The sequence below is a fragment of the Gilliamella sp. B2887 genome (genome assembly GCF_026537015.1).
Lineage (GTDB): Bacteria > Pseudomonadota > Gammaproteobacteria > Enterobacterales > Orbaceae > Gilliamella.
Window position 1 is genome coordinate 71,632 of sequence record NZ_JAFNMX010000001.1, and the last position, 18,432, is coordinate 90,063.

The window sequence follows — 18,432 nt, forward strand, 5'->3', positions numbered from 1 at the left end:
CATAATGGCTTAATGATAAAAATGAATTTGGATAATTATCCCTTATTAAAAAAAATTAATTTCCCAGAGGATTTGCGGTGTTATCCTCAATCTCAACTGCCTGAAATTTGTCGTGAACTAAGGCAATTTTTGTTAAATTGTGTGAGTAAATCCAGTGGACATTTAGCATCAGGACTGGGGGTGGTTGAATTAACAGTAGCACTGCATTATGTTTACCACACTCCTTTTGACAAAATTATTTGGGATGTTGGCCATCAAGCTTATCCTCATAAAATTTTAACTGGTCGGCGTGATCAAATGCTCACAATACGGCAAAAAGGTGGACTTCATCCATTTCCACACCGTAATGAAAGCGAATATGATGTTTTAACAACAGGTCATTCTTCGACTTCTATCAGTGCCGCATTAGGTATTGCTATTAGTGAGCAAAAAAAACAATCTGGGCAGAAGGTAGTGGCAATTATTGGTGATGGTGCCCTTACCGCTGGTATGGCTTTTGAAGCAATGAATCATGCTGGGCATATTAAACCCAACATGTTAGTTATTGTTAACGATAATGATATGTCAATTTCAGAAAATACTGGTGCACTTAATCAACATTTAGCTCAAATACTATCAAGTAAAACCTACACCGCTTTCCGTGAAAGCGGCAAACGAGTGCTTGCTAATATTCCACCATTGAAAGAACTATTAAAAAAAACCGAGGAACATTTAAAAGGCTTAATGACGCCGGCAATTTTATTTGAAGAACTTGGCTTTAATTATATTGGTCCTGTTGATGGACATGATGTTGAAAGTTTGGTAACCACTTTACAAAAAGTTCGGCAATTAAAAGGCCCACAATTGCTTCATGTTATTACTCAAAAAGGTAAAGGTTATGCACCAGCAGAACAAAATCCAACTTTGTGGCACGGTGTACCGAAATTTAATCCTAATGATGGAATATTGCCAGCAGCTAACCAAATTACACCAACCTATTCACAAGTTTTTGGTGATTGGTTATGTGAAATGGCACGCCATGATAAACAACTAATGGCTATCACTCCAGCAATGAGCGAAGGTTCAGGTATGACTAAGTTTGCCAATCTTTATCCTGATCAGTTTTTTGATGTGGCCATCGCTGAGCAACATGCAGTGACGCTTGCTGCTGGTTTTGCTATTAGTGGTTTAAAACCGGTCGTTGCAATTTATTCAACTTTTTTACAACGTGCTTATGATCAAGTTATTCATGATGTTGCCATTCAGAACTTACCAATTTTATTTGCTATAGACAGAGCCGGTATTGTTGGTGCTGATGGTGAAACCCACCAAGGGTCATTTGATCTAAGCTTCATGCGTTGCATACCTAATTTTGTCATAATGACGCCAAGTGATGAAAATGAGTGCCGACAAATGCTTTATACAGGTTATTTGCATAATGGTCCTGTAGCTGTGCGATATCCTCGCGGTGAAGGTAAAGGTGTGCAATTAGAGCCACTAGCAACCATACCAATTGGAAAATCAAAATTATGCATCGAAGGTGAAAATATAGCTTTACTCAATTTTGGCACATTACTACCTGAAGTTTTACAGGCTGGTAAAAAAATTAATGCTACAGTCATAGATATGCGTTTTGTTAAACCATTAGATGAAAAAGTCCTTTTGCACATTAGCCAAACTCATAATATACTTGTCACTGTAGAAGAAAATAGCATTAAAGGCGGTGCAGGAAGTGGCGTCTGTGAATTTTTATTATCTAAAAAAATAAAATGTGATATTTTAAATATTGGATTACCAGATAAGTTTATTCCTCAAGGATCTCAAAATGAGATAAGAAAAGAGATGGGATTAAACGGTGAACACATTATAGAAAAAATTAATGAATTTATAAATCAATAGGTTAAATATGGAAACTCAAGCTGTCACTATTCAAATTTTTGGACGTACATTAAAATTCAATTGTCCGGTTGATGAAGTTGACGCACTAACCAATGCTGCAAAAGATTTGGATGAGCGATTATCTCATTTGCGTGAAAAATCTCCACAAATAGGTAGTGAACAACTAATCATGACCGCAGCGCTTAATATTTCTTATGAATTAACAAAGGAAAAAGAAAAAAGTAACGAATTTAGCCATAGACTAAAAATGCTGCAACAATTGCTTGATTCTGCTTTGAATACCAACAATTAATGTTTTTATTTGTAAATTTGATAAAAACCTCCTTGTATCATTTGTTAAATTCTGTAATATTATATGCATCTCTGGGATGTTCGCGATGTGGGTTAGTCCCCTGAGCCGATATTCTTTATATTAGAACGATGTGACTTTTGATTGGTGTGTATGCCTTACTCGTAAGGAAACCTAAAAATCGAAACATGTTGTTCACCTTGAACCTTGGGTTCAAGGGTTACGACCCTAAACGACATCTTGGAGTGTTTTTATCTTGTTTTATTCTTACAGTGATAACTGATGAACATTAGACAGACTATACGCCAAAAAAGACGTCAACTCTCCCCAATTGAACGCGTTAATGCGCAGCATGCTATTTATCAACAAATCCTCCAACACCAAGATATAAAATTAGCCCAAAATATAGCTATATTCCTATCAGTTGATGGTGAAGTCGATACTAAATCAATTATAGAATATTTATGGCAACAAAATAAATCTGTCTATTTACCCGTTATACATCCATTTGTTTCTACGCATTTACTTTTTTTAAAATATACCCCACAAACCTCTTTAATTAAAAATAAATTCAATATACTGCAACCAACTCTAAATGTTCTTAATGTATTACCTCATCATAAATTAGATATTATTTTTACGCCACTGGTTGCTTTTGATGAAAGAGGATATCGTATAGGTATGGGCGGAGGATTTTATGACCGTATGTTAGCGAATTATCAAAGCCAGAAAATTTTGCCTATCGGCCTAGCTTTTGCCTGCCAAAAAGTACCACATATTGATAACCAACCATGGGATATCAAGCTTCCCGAAATCATCTACGCTTAATCTTATCGAAAAGTAATATTGCCAATAATTTAGCAAAACAGAGCATTATTATGCCTAGTTTTCTGATATAATTATCAGCATGAACCAATTGCATTACTATTAGCTGTAAAACTGAGAGAATGAATTTGTGACACCATTATCGACAATTTGAAGCTAGTTTTTTAACTTGGTTTGTTGGTTTAATTCGTTATCTCACTATGCATATTTTTTTATTTCTGCGCTTTTAACACGCATTACCGTTCCAGTTTTTTGTTTTAGTAACGTTATATTCAGATCTCAATTAGGTAAGTAATTAGTTTACTTACAACGTTTATATAATAAAAAAGGAGTATTGCAATGTCAGAAAAAAAAGTCTTAACCACCAATAATGGGGCACCTATCGCCGATAATCAAAACTCACGCACGGCAGGTCCACGTGGTCCAGTTTTGATTGATGATTTTCAACTCATCGAAAAACTTGCTCAATTTAACCGCGAGAACATTCCGGAGCGCCGTGTACATGCTAAAGGCTCAGGCGCACATGGAACTTTTACGGTCACCAAAGATATTACCCAATATTCATATGCCAGTATTTTCGCCAATGTTGGCAAACAAACTCCAGTATTTGCTCGATTTTCAACTGTGGGAGGGGAAAGAGGCTCATCTGATACGGCTCGAGATCCGCGTGGATTTTCGATAAAATTCTACACCGATCAAGGTAACTGGGATATTGTCGGCAATAATACACCTGTGTTTTTTATTCGTGATGCACTCAAATTTCCGGATTTTATTCATACCCAAAAACGCGATCCGAAAACCAACTTAAAAGATCCACAAATGATGTGGGACTTTTGGTCTTTATCACCGGAATCATTGCATCAAGTCACTATTTTATTTTCTGACCGTGGAATTCCAGATGGTTATCGTCATATGCATGGTTTTGGTAGCCATACTTATAGTCTTATCAATAAAGATGGTATACGAACTTGGGTTAAATGGCATTTTAGAACTGAACAAGGCATTAAAAATATTCATCCAAAAGTTGCTGCTGAAATGGATGGTACTCATCCCGATTCAGCACAAGAAGATTTATTTAAGGCAATTGAACGAGGTGATTATCCAAAATGGCGACTTTATATGCAAGTAATGACCGAAGAACAGGCCAATAATCATCCCGAGAATCCATTTGATGTCACTAAAGTTTGGTCACAAAAACAGTATCCCTTAATGGAAGTAGGTGTGATGGAACTTAACCGTAATCCAGAAAACTATTTTGCCGAAGTTGAACAAGCGGCATTTGAGCCAAGTAATATCGTACCGGGTGTTGGTTTATCACCAGATAAGATGTTACAAGGACGAGTTTTTGCTTACGCCGATGCGCACCGCTATCGTATAGGTACCAATTATCAGCAGTTACCAATTAATGCGCCAAAATGTCCAGTTCACAATTATCAACGTGACGGTTCAATGCGTTTTTACAGTGTAGATAATGCACCTAATTATGAACCTAACAGCATCGATAGTGCACCAAAACAACAACCACAATATGCCGAACCACCAATGCATGTACCACCAACGGATGCTATGGATAGGTATGATCATAGGGTCGATAATGATTACTATTCACAACCGAGAGCTTTGTTCAATTTAATGCATCCCGATCAAAAACAGTTGCTTATTGACAATATTGTCGGCTCAATGAAAAGTGTTGATCGCGATATTCAAATTAGACAACTTCAACACTTCTATAAAGTTCATCCTGATTATGGTTCAGGTATTGCTAAAGGATTAGGTATTGATGTTGATTTAATCAAAAGTTAATGCATCAAATAATAATACCGGCTAAATTTAGCCGGTATTATTTTATTAGGTAATATGAGTCAATTTAACTCCGATGATTAATAGTCAATATAACTGATTGTTATGGCGAAGACGACATGAGTGAAAATATTTATTTTAATGATAATTAAACAACCAATACCTTTGGTATTTTCCTTTTTAAAGAAGTGACAAATCCAAATAGTATTGGTAAATACAAGAAAGGTAATTTATTTCAATTAAGGAAAATAAAATAGCGCTGCAAAGATTTGTAGAATTTATTAATTCTGATGATGCACAATTATCCTAAGAAGTAATATCTGAAGATGAAATATTTTATGCCCAACAAGCTCAGATACATTAAAAGAATCCACAGACTACGTATAAATTCTCAACATAATGCGAACAACATTCATTGATATTCAGTGGAAATTAGAGCAAGTTGTTGCAGAACAAATTAGCGTTTTGTTTATGGTTTAAAATAGTTGGACAGGGAGACAAAGCAATTGACAGCAACAAATCAAATTGACGTGTATCCTTAAAAAAGTGAAATAGATATCCCTAATAATGCATTATGAACTTACTGTTTTTGTGCTTGTGTGGCATTGATGATAAAACCTTTATTACGACTATTGAAATTACGGGTATACATCTTTTTTGTAAAAAAGCATCAATTTCATTGCGTACTGTTCGTACACTAATTTGGAAATTTATCGATAGCATTTCGACCGTTAAAGAATAGTCAATTGAAATAAATTTGCTACCTAGTTGGTATTTTTGCAAATACAAATTGCAAAATTTATAGAGTGAAAATTTTTAAACAAAGGGAATAAAAGAAGCAAAAAATGAATCCTATCTAAAGGATTCATTTAATTATTTTTATAAAAATACCATTAACTATGTTTGTTTCGTTTTTGGATAGCAGTTATTAATGGATGATGACATTTGTAGATCATATCTGACGGAATCATAATCAGTTCAGCAATAGGTACTGCCCAGTTTGGGATTTCGGTGTTATCAAAATTTTTTTCATCAATAGATACATTCACGGCATAACGTTCAGTTTTAGCAAATAATTGTTGTTTTTTTGCAATATCATTGTCATCTGCATCACAAAGCATTCGACAATTATCCAATACTGTTTGGGCAAAAACTTCTGGCCAATTTTCGGGTACATTTTTTAACGTAACTAATTCAGAAAGGTACCGAAGCATGTCACGAAATAATAACAAATAGACCATTTGTAAATTGCGACCTGATAAATTGGCGAGTTGTTCATCGGTTAATTGATCATTTATAACACTTGGCCCCCATTTAAAAAACAAGGTATCCTTATACAAATTGATAATCGGTCTGATGGCTTTGTATTGTGTTCTTACTACATTATCAATTTCGCGTGAAATTTGGATAGTAGGATAACCAACATTATTACGACCATGAAGATCTCGCCCTGAAAGCGCAGAAATTTCTTTTTTGATTGGTAATAGTTTTTTAAGCAATCCTAGCATATTACTCCTACTTACTATTTGTTCTTCTGGCGCACAATTTCAAATAAACAAACACCTGTCGCGACCGATACATTAAGCGAAGAGACAATACCTGACATTGGAATACTCACTAATTCGTCACAATGTTCTTTTGTTAAACGACGCATTCCCTCACCTTCTGCCCCCATAACCAAAGCTAATGACGTCGGGGTCGATGATTGATAAAATTCAGTTTGATAAAGTGTTCTATCAGCTTCACCAGCGGTACCAACAATCCAAACTTGGTATTCATCTTGTAGCATCCGCATGGTGCGGGCTAAATTTGTTACTCTCACAACTGGAATGCTTTCTGCTGCACCACAGGCTACTTTTTGAGCAGTAGAATTAAGAGGTGCTGAGCGATCTTTTGGAACGATAATAAAACTTACACCTGCTGCGTCGGCAGTACGAATACATGCCCCTAAATTATGAGGATCAGTCACGCCATCCAAAATTAAGATAACAGGATTGGATTGCTGCTCCATCAGTAGTGGAATGTCATTTTCTTGATAACCACGATTTGGTTTAACCATAGCTAAAATGCCTTGGTGAACACCATTTTTGGTTTTTTCATCCAACCACTGACGATTCGCTATTTTAACTGGCAATCCCAGTTGTTCTAATTGATGAACAAGGGCAATTAGACGTTTATCTTCACGCCCTTTAATAATAAATACCTCAATAATTCTTTCCGGTGAGCGCGCTAATAATGCTTCAATAGCGTGCATACCATAAACTGTTTCACTCATTTATTTGCTACTCTTTGTCTTTTTATTCGTAATTTTTTTACTGGTCGATTTTAATGTACTGTTTTTCTTTGTTCTCTTTTTATTTTTGGATTTAGCTTTAGTTTTTACTATCGCTTTTGGTTTCCCGTTGCTTTTTGTTTTATTTTCAGCTTTAGTGCTAGCATTATCGCTTCTTTTTTTACTGGATGATTTTTTAGCTTTTCGTTTAATTGGTAAATCTGCACTTAAATCAATTTTATCCTGTTTAGTTTTATCTTTAGCTGTTTTACCTTGACGTTTCGGCTTATTATTACTGCCTACTAACGAAAAATCAATTTTACGTTCTTCAGGGTTCACATTATCGACTTTAATCTGTACTTTATCGCCCAAACGATATATGAAACGAGTATTTTCGCCAATTAAGCGATTGCGTGAGCCATCAAAATTATAATAATCATTTTCAAGTGAAGAGACATGAACCAAACCGTCAATAAACAAATCATCCAAACGAACAAAGAATCCAAAATTAACGACGCTTGAAATTGTTCCATTAAACACTTCTCCAAGATGATCTTGCATGTAATCACATTTGAGCCAGTCCACTACATCACGCACGGCTTCATCAGCTCGTCGTTCAGTCATTGAACAGTGTTCACCAAAGTAAAGCATTTCACTAGTATTATAACGATAACCACCAGTTTTACTGGTTTTATGATTTTGGTCAGCCAAGATCCATTTAATAGCTCGATGTAACAGTAAATCGGGATAACGACGAATAGGCGAAGTAAAGTGTGCATACTCTTCCAGCGCCAAACCAAAGTGGCCTCGATTTTCTGGATCATAAATAGCTTGTTTCATTGATCGTAAAATAACAGTTTGTAGCATTTCATGATCTGAACGCTTTTCAACAGCAACCATTAACTCTGCAATATCTTTTGGTTTAGGATTTGGACCACCACCAAGGGACAACCCTAGTTCACTTAAAATACTGCGCAGATTATTCATGCGCTCTTCATCAGGTTTATCATGTACTCGGAATAAAGACGGAACATCCGCTTTAATGACGAATTTTGCAGCAGCTACATTCGCTAAAATCATACACTCTTCAATAATTTTATGAGCGACATTACGTTGAGTCAGTTCAATGCTTTCAATACGTTTATCAGCATTAAAAATGAATTTTGGCTCTTCGGACTCAAAACCTATCGCACCGCGTGCAATACGAGCTTTATCTAGTACATTATAAAGACCTTGCAAGTTTTTAAGGTGTGGCACTAAATCACGATAATGTTCAAGCAATTCTTTATCACCATCTAAAATTTTGGCTACTTTGCTATAAGTCAATCTTGCATGAGAATTCATCACGGCTTCGTAAAACTCAAAACCAGTTAGACGACCTTTATTTGACACCGTCATTTCGCACACCAAACATAAGCGATCAACTTGCGGATTTAATGAACAAAGCCCATTAGATAACACTTCTGGCAACATAGGAATCACACGAGAGGGGAAATAGACTGATGTACCGCGTAAGCATGCTTCTGTATCTAAAGCCTTACCTGGTCGGACGTAATAACTCACATCCGCAATAGCAACCCATAAACGATAGCCTCCACCACGATTTTTTTGGCAATAAACAGCATCATCAAAATCACGGGCGTCTTCGCCATCAATGGTAACTAAAGGTAATTCGCGCAAATCCTTACGGCCTTTTTTGGCGTTTTCTGGAACTTGCTCAGTAAATTTGCTGGTCTCTATTATCACTGTTTTAGGTAATTCATAAGGAATTTCGTGATTACGAAGCGCAATATCAATAGCAAGGTTGGTTCCCATAATTTCACCAAGCACTTCTTTAATGGTCCCTACCGCTTTCTGACGACGCTCAGGACGTTGCTGTAATTCAACAACCACTACTGATCCCATACGCACAGTACGATGCGCTTTACCAACAATTAATATATCAAAATTCAACCGACTGTCATCCGGCACGACAAAGCCAACACCTTGTTCAATAAAATATCGTCCAACGATAAAATTACTGCGAGGTTCTAAAATTCGCACTACACGTGCTTCAATTTTACCACGATGTTGCGTCCCCATTGGTTGAGCTAAGATCACATCACCTTGTAACACTTTTTTCATCTGTTCGGGTGATAAAAAATAATCTTCTGGAGTACCTTCTACTCGCAAAAAACCGAAGCCATCACGGTGTGCAATTACACTCCCTTTAACCATATCGAACTTTTCAGGTAAGGCATAACATTTGCGACGGGTAAATACAACTTGTCCGTCACGTTCCATCGCTCGAAGACGACGATGTAAAGCTACTTTTTGCTCATCGTCTTTTATTGAAACAGCTTGGGCAATCTTTTCTAAATTTGCAGGTTTCGCTTCTTGTTTAAGATAATCTAAAATAAGTTCACGACTGGCAATTGGAGAATCATACTTTTCTGATTCTCTATCAAAGAAAGGATCTTTTATCATAAATAACATCCTGTGATCTAATATTATTGTTAGCATAACACAGAGTGATATAACTTAAAATGAACATTCAATTTATCAACAACAATCAGGGAAATCTTAATTTATTTTTAATTTTTATTAATGAATTATTAATATTGGTAAACACAAAAAGCTGATGTTAAGATTTAGTCAATTCTACACCAACAGCAATCGAGCATTTATAGGATAATTTACGTTTATCAATCAAATGATACCAATATGCTATATATCGACTTAATATTGATATAAAATATAATGTTAAATAGCTATAACTTAGCTAGGAATGTCAAAAATCAAGCAATACGGATAAACATGAAAAAAACAATTGTTTGTATTTTAAATGATTCTTTGGACTTTTGTAATATTACCTGGTGGGTTAGTTGCGGGTCTTGTAAACTATTCAGCAGAAAGCTGGCTTGATATGTTCACTTTTGAGCAATTAAGGTTTGCTTTTTTTAGCCTTATTTTATCAGTTATCACTGTATTTATATTATTTTTTTGGAATAAACAGCTCGATAATTGGTCTAAATATTTATTTATCTCTATCTTTTTATGCATTTTAGCTTCGTATTTACCTATTTTTTCACCTCCTGTTGCCTATTTTATTAGAGCCTATGGTATTTATAATATCATTGTTTTAGGAGCAACTTTAGCCGTTCTGTCTCTGTTTAGTTATTAAAAAAGTTGGTATTTTCATTAACTTTCAAATTTCTCATCAAGGTTATTGTTAATGCTAAGGCGTTCTCGAACGCCTTGACCCATTAAATTTAGATGATATTACTGTCTATGATCGAGTTTTTCACGTTCAATAGCTCGATAACCAATATCATGACGATAAAAGCAACCGTGCCAACGTATATTATTCACTTGCTGATAGGCACGTTGTTGAGCATCTAATACTGTATTTCCTAAAGCGGTAACACATAATACGCGTCCTCCATTAGTAAATACTTGCCCTTTTTCAAAACTGGTACCGGCATGAAATACTTTGCAATCTAAGGAGGATTCGGTTGGTAATCCAATGATTTCATCTTGCGTATTATAGTCGCCTGGGTAACCGCCTGCGGCCATTACAATACCGAGTGCAGGTCTAGGATCCCATTTTGATTTTACGGTATCTAATTTACCATCAACGGCAGCTAAACATAATTTGATTAAATCTGATTGCAAACGCATCATGATCGGTTGGGTTTCTGGATCACCAAAGCGACAGTTAAATTCTATAACCTTGGGATTTCCCTCTTTATCAATCATCAAACCAGCATATAAAAATCCAACATACACATTACCTTCTTGTGCCATACCATTGACGGTTGGATAAATGATTTGATTCATGATGTTAGCAAAAACCTCATCGGTCACAACCGGTGCTGGGGAATATGCTCCCATACCACCAGTATTAAGGCCAGTATCACCATCACCAACGCGTTTATGATCTTGACTAGTTGCCATTGGTTCGACATGTTTGCCATCAACCATAACAATGAAGCTGGCTTCTTCACCTTCTAAAAACTCCTCAATAACCACACGATGCCCAGCATCACCGAAAGCATTACCAGCCAACATATTTTTTACAGCAGCTTCAGCTTCTTCAAGTGTCATCGCCACAATAACACCTTTACCCGCAGCTAAACCATCCGCTTTAATCACAATTGGTGCGCCTTTCTCATGTATATAAGCAAGAGCTGGTTCGACTTCAGTAAAATTCTGATATTCAGCGGTAGGGATGTTATGTCGTGCTAAAAAATCTTTTGTAAAGGCTTTCGAACCTTCAAGTTGTGATGCCGATTTTGTTGGACCAAAGATTTTTAATCCCGCCTTTTGAAAACTGTCAACAACGCCAATAACTAAAGGTGCTTCAGGACCAACAATGGTAAGATCAATTTGTTCTTGCTGAGCAAAATTTAATAATCCACTAACGTCCGTGGCTTTAATATTAATATTTTCCAGACCTGATTCAAGTGCAGTCCCTGCATTTCCAGGAGCGACAAAGACTTTAGATACTAATGAAGACTGTGCTATTTTCCAAGCTAACGCATGTTCACGCCCACCATTACCAATCACTAATACTTTCATAAAAGATCCTTTATATGCTTCTTCCTTAAGAAGATAACCAATGTAATTTTAATAAAGATAAAACAAACTTAAAAAATGCATTAATGCCTAAAATGACGCATGTTGGTAAAAATCATCGCAATATCATGTTCATTCGCAGCTTGGATAACCTCTTCATCACGAATCGATCCTCCTGGTTGAATTACGCAAGTTACCCCCGCAGCCGCAGCTGCATCAACACCATCACGGAATGGAAAAAATGCATCAGAAGCAACGACAGAACCAGCAACTTCCAGATTTTCATCTTGTGCTTTTATTCCTGCAATTTTAGCGGAGTACACACGACTCATTTGCCCTGCACCAATACCAATGGTCATTTTATTTTTTGCATAAACAATCGCGTTCGATTTTACAAATTTAGCCACTTTCCAACAAAATAGTGAATCTGAAAGCTCTTGCTCAGTTGGCTGTCGCTTGGTGACTACTGTTAGTTGTTCGGGTGAAATCATATCCATATCACGCGATTGCACTAACAAACCTCCAGTAACGCGCTTGAAGTCCAAGCTGGCTAATGACGACGTTGACCATTTACCACATTCAAGCACACGCACATTTTTTTTAGTTTGTGTAACAGCCAACGCATCAGTACTGATTGACGGTGCAATAATCACTTCAACAAATTGTTTATCAATGATTGTCTGAGCAGTCTTAGCATCCAACTGTCGATTAAAAGCAATAATTCCACCAAAGGCAGAAGTTGGATCGGTTTTAAAGGCATTAAGATAGGCATTTAAAATATTATTACTTACAGCAACACCGCATGGGTTAGCGTGTTTAACAATTATGCAAGCTGGTTCATCAAAGGATTTCACACATTCTAGCGCTGCATCCGTATCAGCAATATTATTGTAAGATAATTCTTTGCCTTGTAGCTGTTTAGCTGTAGCAATAGAAGCTTGTTCAAAATTTTCTTCAATATAAAAAGCTGCCTGTTGATGAGCATTCTCACCATATCGCAAATCTTGTTTTTTAACAAATTGAAGATTTAAGGTTCGTGGAAACTTTCCTGCTGGCTTTTCGGTTTCACCATAATATGGGGGAACCAATTTGCCAAAATAGTTGGCAATCATACCATCATATTTAGCAGTATATTCAAATGCTTTTATTGCTAAGTTATATCGATATTTAAAAGATAAACAATTTTGTTGTTCATCCAACATATCAATGATTGTACTATAGTCCCGACAATCTACTACAATAGCGACATCTTTGTTGTTTTTTGCAGCGGAGCGTACCATCGTTGGTCCACCAATATCAATATTTTCTATCGCTTCTTCTAAAGTACAATTAGCGTTGGCAACTGTTTTTTCAAAAGGATATAAATTTACAACGACCATATCTATAGCGTCGATATGATGTTGCTGCATGACTTGATCATCTATTCCTCGACGCCCCAAAATGCCGCCATGTATTTTGGGATGTAAAGTTTTGACGCGTCCATCCATCATTTCTGGAAAACCCGTATAATCGGACACTTCAATGACTGGAATATGGTGGTCGATTAATAATTTGGCGGTGCCACCAGTAGAAAGGAGTTCAATATTTCTTTTTGATAATGCTTTGGCGAATTCAATAATACCCGTTTTATCAGAAACACTAAGTAAAGCACGGCGAATAGGACGAAACTGCTGCATGAAAAACTCCGAAATTTATATTCTAAATCCAAGTCTGTAAGTGGATATTATATATAAAATCAGAAACGATGTTTAGTATTAACTCCTTAAAAAAAATCGAAACATTTGAATTATATTATTTTCATAGGCAAGAATTATAAAAATAACCTGTCTTATTTATGATTACCTTATTATTAACCTGCAAAATTTACATAATGAAATGTATCTACGAATGATCCATTTAGTGGGGAAAATGCTAATTACAAAGAATATATTGCTGTTATCTAGGAAAAATTGCCTCTATGACTATAATCACTTGTACTTTTAATATTGGCAGAAATCCGATAAGTACGATTAAATAAGCTTAATTATCGTAAACATGGTAATCATGCTATTATAAACAAATTAACGATATAATAAAAAATACCCTTCAAACTATGGCTGAATTTTTAGTTAAGTTTTACTATTAAGAATGGAGATTAACCCATTAAATTAAGTTTTCGAATAGAGAGATTAAGTTTATTGATTAAAATTTTTTAGAAATAAATATTAAAAAACACAACGTTTAAGAATAGCTATTAATAAAAAATCAGGCAAAATATTTACCTGATTTTTTTACTAAATTTCAATTAATCATCACTATATCCTAAGCTACGTAACGCGCGCTCATCATCGGCCCAGCCAGCTTTAACTTTGACCCAAAGTTCCAAATGTACTTTGTTATCAAAAAATGACTGCATATCCTTACGGGCTTCTATACCGATTTTTTTTATTTTTTCACCTTTGTTGCCGATAACCATTTTCTTCTGACCATCTCTTTCAACTAATATTAACCCGTTAATACGATACATTCCATTGCGTTCATCAACTTTAAATTGCTCAATTTCAACAGTCACAGAGTATGGTAATTCATCACCTAAAAAACGCATTAACTTTTCACGAATGATTTCGGACGCCATAAAACGTTGAGATCGATCGGTAATATACTCTTCAGGAAAATGATGTTCGCCTTCTGGCAAATGTTCTTTAACAATTTTTCTTATAATGTCAATACCATCACCTTTTTCAGCGCTAATTGGCACTACATCAACAAAATTAACTTTTTGGCTAATTTCTTGAATATGTGGTAATAGTTGAGTTTTATCGATAACGTTGTCAATTTTATTGATAACCAACAATACTGGGCATTTGCAATCTTTAAGTTTGTTGGCAACCATTTCATCGTCATCATTCCAATGGGTTCCTTCAACAACAAAGATAACTAATTCGACATCACCAATTGAACTGCTTGCAGCACGATTCATTAAGCGATTAATAGCTCTTTTTTCTTCAATATGTAAGCCCGGAGTATCAATATAAATAACTTGATCATTATCTTGAGTATCAATACCAACAATACGGTGACGCGTAGTTTGCGCTTTACGCGATGTTATAGAAACTTTCTGGCCTAGTAGTTGATTTAATAATGTTGATTTACCCACATTTGGTCGACCTACTATGGCGACAAATCCACAATGTTGTGTTGCTTTTGTCATTTTATACCTAATTGATTAAGTGCTTCTTGAGCAGCAGCTTGCTCGGCTTTGCGACGGCTTAGACCTCGCCCTAAATATTCACGACTATCATTCTCAAGTTTACATTGAATTAAGAATTCTTGCTCATGATTATCACCCGTGACTTCGAGAATTAAATAACATGGGCGCTCACAATGAATGCCTTGTAAATATTCTTGTAAACGTGTTTTGGCATCTTTTTGTTTAATACCTGGTTGAATCTGATTCAATCGAGTTTGATACCAAGTCAAAATTAAGCGTCGTACAGTTTCGATATTGCTATCTAAATAAATGGCACCAATAATGGCTTCAACCGCATCGGAAATGATCGAGTCGCGACGAAACCCGCCACTTTTTAATTCACCTTGACCAAGGATAAGATAATCACCTAATTTAAATTCTTTACCCATTTCAGCCAGTGTTTGCCCACAAACAAGTGTTGCGCGCATTTGACTCAAATCGCCTTCATCTTGTTTGACAAAACGTTCATACAGTTCATTAGCAATCACAAAACTTAAAATTGAATCACCTAAAAACTCTAAACGTTCATTATGCAATTTGTTAGCACTTCGATGAGTCAGTGCTAATTCTAATAAGGATAAATTATTAAATTGGTAACCAACTGATTGTTGTATTTGACTAAATTTTTTCATTATCATTACAATTAATGTATACCACCAATACGGCTAAATCGAATGCCTGTTGGCCATTCATCTGGTTGTTTCTCGAAACTGATCCAAATTGCTGTCGCACGACCAACAAAATTCTGCTCAGGTACAAAGCCAAAATAACGACTATCACCACTATTATCTCGATTATCACCCATCATGAAATAGTGATCTTTCGGTACTACCCATGTAGCAATTGGTTGACCATTTTGGCGATAGAAATATTTAGGATCCTCATGTGAACCTAGGGTGGTTAAAATTTCATGAGGTTTATCACCTAACGTTTCTTGTTGCATATTCATATTAAGTGATACAACAGATTGAGAATTTACAATCCCTTTATCAGCATACTGCTCTAATGTATAAAAATTCGGATTTGTTTTAAACTCTTGATGAACTTCTTTCCAATTGCTTGGTTGTGGTTGCGTATAATGTAAGTCCAATGGTTCAGATTTTTGTCCATCAATACAATTAGTTTCATCAGTTTGACAGGCAGGATAAATCAATATTTTCTTCTCTTTAACAAGATAGACAATTTTATCTCCTGGCATTCCAACGACGCGTTTAATAAGGTCCATTTGAGGTATGTTTGGATGTTTAAATACAGCAACATCCCCCCGTTTAGGATGACCTGTCGAGATTAATACTGTATTAGTAATAGGATCTCTTAATCCATAAGAATACTTTTGAACTGCAATAAAGTCTCCAATAAGCAAAGTTTGCATCATTGAACCTGAAGGTATTTGAAAAGGTTCGAATAAAAATGAACGAATGACAAATACAACAAATAAAACAGGGAAAAACGATGCGATACTTTCAACCCAACCTTTAGGTTTACCGACTTCAGCAAGTATTTTTCCATCAATTTCGCCGTTATGTTGCTTACGAACTTCTTCAACTTTTTGTTGTCTTGCTGGTTTCCATCTAAATTTCTCTAGAAACCAGAAGATTGCAGTAATCAATGTAGCTACTGTTAATATGATGGCAAATATTCCAGCCATTTTTTACCTCTTTAACTGATTAATCTTTTCCCACATGTAAAATAGCCAAAAACGCTTCTTGCGGTAATTCAACGTTACCAACTTGTTTCATGCGTTTTTTACCTTCTTTTTGCTTCTGTAACAGTTTCTTTTTACGGCTAACATCACCACCATAGCATTTGGCTAATACGTTTTTACGTAATTGTTTAACCGTTGAACGAGCAATAACATGATTACCAATAGCAGCCTGAATAGCAATATCAAACTGCTGACGAGGAATAAGGTCTTTCATTTTTTCTACTAATTCTCGTCCACGATAAGGTGCATTATCTTTATGTGTAATTAATGCTAATGCATCAACACGTTCACCATTAATTAATACATCTAATCGCACCATATCAGCAGCTTGGAATCGTTTAAAACTGTAATCCAATGAAGCATAACCGCGAGAAGTTGATTTTAATTTATCAAAAAAGTCTAAAACCACTTCTGTCATTGGAATTTCATAAGTCAATGCAACTTGATTACCGTGATAGACCATATTTGTTTGCACACCACGTTTTTCAACACATAACGTAATTACATTACCTAAATAGTTTTGTGGAACCAATATATTACATTCAGCAATTGGTTCTCGTAATTCTTGAATATTATTTACTGCTGGAAGTTTAGCTGGACTATCCACGTATATAATTTCATTAGAAGTCGTTAATACTTCATAAACTACTGTTGGCGCTGTCGTGATGAGATCTAGATTATATTCTCGTTCTAGACGCTCTTGTATGATCTCCATATGTAATAAGCCAAGGAAACCACAACGAAAACCAAATCCTAAAGCGCCAGAATTTTCTGGCTCATAAAATAATGATGCGTCATTCAAACTTAATTTGCCCAGAGCATCTCGGAAAGCTTCATAATCATCTGAGCTTGTTGGAAACAAACCAGCATAAACTTGCGGTTTGACTTTTTTAAAACCAGGTAATGGTTTATCTGCTGGCCTTTTAGCTGAAGTTAAAGTATCACCTACTGGCGCACCTAAAATATCTTTGATGGCACAAACCACCCAGCCAACTTCACCACAATTTAAAGTATCTTTATCAACTTGTTTAGGCGTAAAAATACCTAGACGATCGACATTATAAGTCATACCTGTACTCATAACTTTAATTTTATCGCCTTTGTGTAATTCGCCATTTTTAATACGAATTAAAGACACAACCCCTAAATAATTATCAAACCATGAGTCAATAATTAGTGCTTGTAGTGGTGCATTGGAATCCCCTTCCGGTGGAGGAATATCTTTTACTAATTGCTCCAATACATCTGCCACGCCCAGTCCTGTTTTAGCAGAGCAACGAACTGCATTACTTGCATCAATACCTACAATATCTTCAATTTCTTCAGCCACGCGTTCAGGTTCTGCCGCAGGTAAATCAATTTTATTGAGTACTGGAACAACTTCTAAATTCATATCTAAAGCAGTATAACAATTTGCAAGGGTTTGCGCTTCAACTCCTTGGCCAGCATCAACAACTAATAATGCACCTTCACAGGCTGCAAGTGAACGAGAAACTTCATAAGAAAAGTCTACATGTCCAGGGGTATCAATAAAATTCAGCTGATAGGTTTGACCATCATTTGCATGATAATCTAACGTAACACTTTGAGCTTTTATTGTAATACCACGTTCACGTTCCAGATCCATTGAATCAAGAACCTGCGCTTCCATTTCACGATCAGAAAGCCCTCCACAAATTTGGATAATACGATCTGAAAGTGTTGATTTACCATGGTCAATATGAGCAATGATTGAAAAATTGCGGATATTTTTATTCATATCAATAAATTATATTTTATGTTTTAGTTATATACTCTTAATTATCCGAAATGTTATTACAAAAAATAACAGGTTAGATAATCATGAAAAATAGGAAAGGAACATTTTACACATTAAT

Annotated in this window: 15 protein-coding genes and 1 other RNA gene; 7 read left to right on the top strand and 9 right to left on the bottom strand. The window is 35.7% G+C overall.

Features of this window, described 5'->3' with window-relative positions:
• Nucleotides 1–15 precede the first annotated feature (15 nt).
• From dxs to J3U13_RS00330, 6 genes are all read left to right on the top strand, one after another.
• A complete protein-coding gene (dxs, locus tag J3U13_RS00305; RefSeq protein WP_416380332.1) occupies nucleotides 16–1,878 on the top strand; it encodes a 1-deoxy-D-xylulose-5-phosphate synthase in 1,863 nt (620 codons plus the stop codon).
• A gap of 7 nt (nucleotides 1,879–1,885) precedes the next feature.
• The gene (gene zapA, locus J3U13_RS00310) at nucleotides 1,886–2,170 is read left to right on the top strand and encodes a cell division protein ZapA (protein WP_267339401.1); all 285 of its coding nucleotides are present in this window, start codon (nucleotides 1,886–1,888) and stop codon (nucleotides 2,168–2,170) included.
• Between the two features lie 65 nt (nucleotides 2,171–2,235).
• Nucleotides 2,236–2,417, top strand: a non-coding RNA gene (gene ssrS, locus J3U13_RS00315) — 6S RNA.
• Nucleotides 2,418–2,449: 32 nt separating this feature from the next.
• Complete coding sequence (locus J3U13_RS00320) at nucleotides 2,450–2,995, top strand: 5-formyltetrahydrofolate cyclo-ligase (RefSeq protein WP_267339402.1); 546 nt, start codon at nucleotides 2,450–2,452, stop codon at nucleotides 2,993–2,995.
• 336 nt (nucleotides 2,996–3,331) lie between these two features.
• The gene (locus J3U13_RS00325) at nucleotides 3,332–4,795 is read left to right on the top strand and encodes a catalase (protein ID WP_267339403.1); all 1,464 of its coding nucleotides are present in this window, start codon (nucleotides 3,332–3,334) and stop codon (nucleotides 4,793–4,795) included.
• 571 nt (nucleotides 4,796–5,366) lie between these two features.
• Nucleotides 5,367–5,534, top strand: coding sequence for a hypothetical protein (locus J3U13_RS00330; protein ID WP_267339404.1), 168 nt, complete (start codon nucleotides 5,367–5,369; stop codon nucleotides 5,532–5,534).
• Between the two features lie 151 nt (nucleotides 5,535–5,685).
• Here the strand turns inward: J3U13_RS00330 and J3U13_RS00335 are convergent, their stop codons facing one another.
• The 3 genes from J3U13_RS00335 to rnr are packed head-to-tail and all read right to left on the bottom strand — an operon-like array spanning nucleotide 5,686 to nucleotide 9,530.
• Nucleotides 5,686–6,300 (bottom strand): hypothetical protein, encoded by a 615-nt coding sequence (locus J3U13_RS00335; protein WP_267339405.1) that lies wholly within the window; start codon nucleotides 6,298–6,300, stop codon nucleotides 5,686–5,688.
• A gap of 14 nt (nucleotides 6,301–6,314) precedes the next feature.
• The gene (rlmB, locus tag J3U13_RS00340) at nucleotides 6,315–7,067 is read right to left on the bottom strand and encodes a 23S rRNA (guanosine(2251)-2'-O)-methyltransferase RlmB (RefSeq protein WP_267339406.1); all 753 of its coding nucleotides are present in this window, start codon (nucleotides 7,065–7,067) and stop codon (nucleotides 6,315–6,317) included.
• Nucleotides 7,068–9,530 (bottom strand): ribonuclease R, encoded by a 2,463-nt coding sequence (gene rnr, locus J3U13_RS00345; protein WP_267339407.1) that lies wholly within the window; start codon nucleotides 9,528–9,530, stop codon nucleotides 7,068–7,070.
• A 358-nt stretch (nucleotides 9,531–9,888) separates the two neighbouring features.
• Between rnr and J3U13_RS00350 the strand changes: the two genes are divergently transcribed.
• The gene (locus tag J3U13_RS00350; RefSeq protein ID WP_267339408.1) at nucleotides 9,889–10,227 is read left to right on the top strand and encodes a hypothetical protein; all 339 of its coding nucleotides are present in this window, start codon (nucleotides 9,889–9,891) and stop codon (nucleotides 10,225–10,227) included.
• Nucleotides 10,228–10,325: 98 nt separating this feature from the next.
• Here the strand turns inward: J3U13_RS00350 and purD are convergent, their stop codons facing one another.
• The 6 genes from purD to lepA form a co-directional block, all read right to left on the bottom strand.
• Complete coding sequence (purD, locus tag J3U13_RS00355; RefSeq protein ID WP_267339409.1) at nucleotides 10,326–11,624, bottom strand: phosphoribosylamine--glycine ligase; 1,299 nt, start codon at nucleotides 11,622–11,624, stop codon at nucleotides 10,326–10,328.
• An 80-nt stretch (nucleotides 11,625–11,704) separates the two neighbouring features.
• Nucleotides 11,705–13,297, bottom strand: a complete 1,593-nt coding sequence (gene purH, locus J3U13_RS00360) for a bifunctional phosphoribosylaminoimidazolecarboxamide formyltransferase/IMP cyclohydrolase (RefSeq protein ID WP_267339410.1) — start codon at nucleotides 13,295–13,297, stop codon at nucleotides 11,705–11,707.
• Between the two features lie 608 nt (nucleotides 13,298–13,905).
• Complete coding sequence (gene era / locus J3U13_RS00365) at nucleotides 13,906–14,811, bottom strand: GTPase Era (RefSeq protein ID WP_267339411.1); 906 nt, start codon at nucleotides 14,809–14,811, stop codon at nucleotides 13,906–13,908.
• Complete coding sequence (gene rnc, locus J3U13_RS00370; RefSeq protein WP_416380331.1) at nucleotides 14,808–15,485, bottom strand: ribonuclease III; 678 nt, start codon at nucleotides 15,483–15,485, stop codon at nucleotides 14,808–14,810. The genes era and rnc overlap by 4 nt, the downstream gene beginning before the upstream one ends.
• A gap of 8 nt (nucleotides 15,486–15,493) precedes the next feature.
• Nucleotides 15,494–16,498: a signal peptidase I gene (gene lepB / locus J3U13_RS00375; protein WP_267339413.1), complete on the bottom strand. Its 1,005-nt coding sequence runs from the start codon at nucleotides 16,496–16,498 to the stop codon at nucleotides 15,494–15,496.
• Between the two features lie 19 nt (nucleotides 16,499–16,517).
• Nucleotides 16,518–18,314: a translation elongation factor 4 gene (gene lepA / locus J3U13_RS00380; RefSeq protein ID WP_267339414.1), complete on the bottom strand. Its 1,797-nt coding sequence runs from the start codon at nucleotides 18,312–18,314 to the stop codon at nucleotides 16,518–16,520.
• Nucleotides 18,315–18,432: the final 118 nt, after the last annotated feature.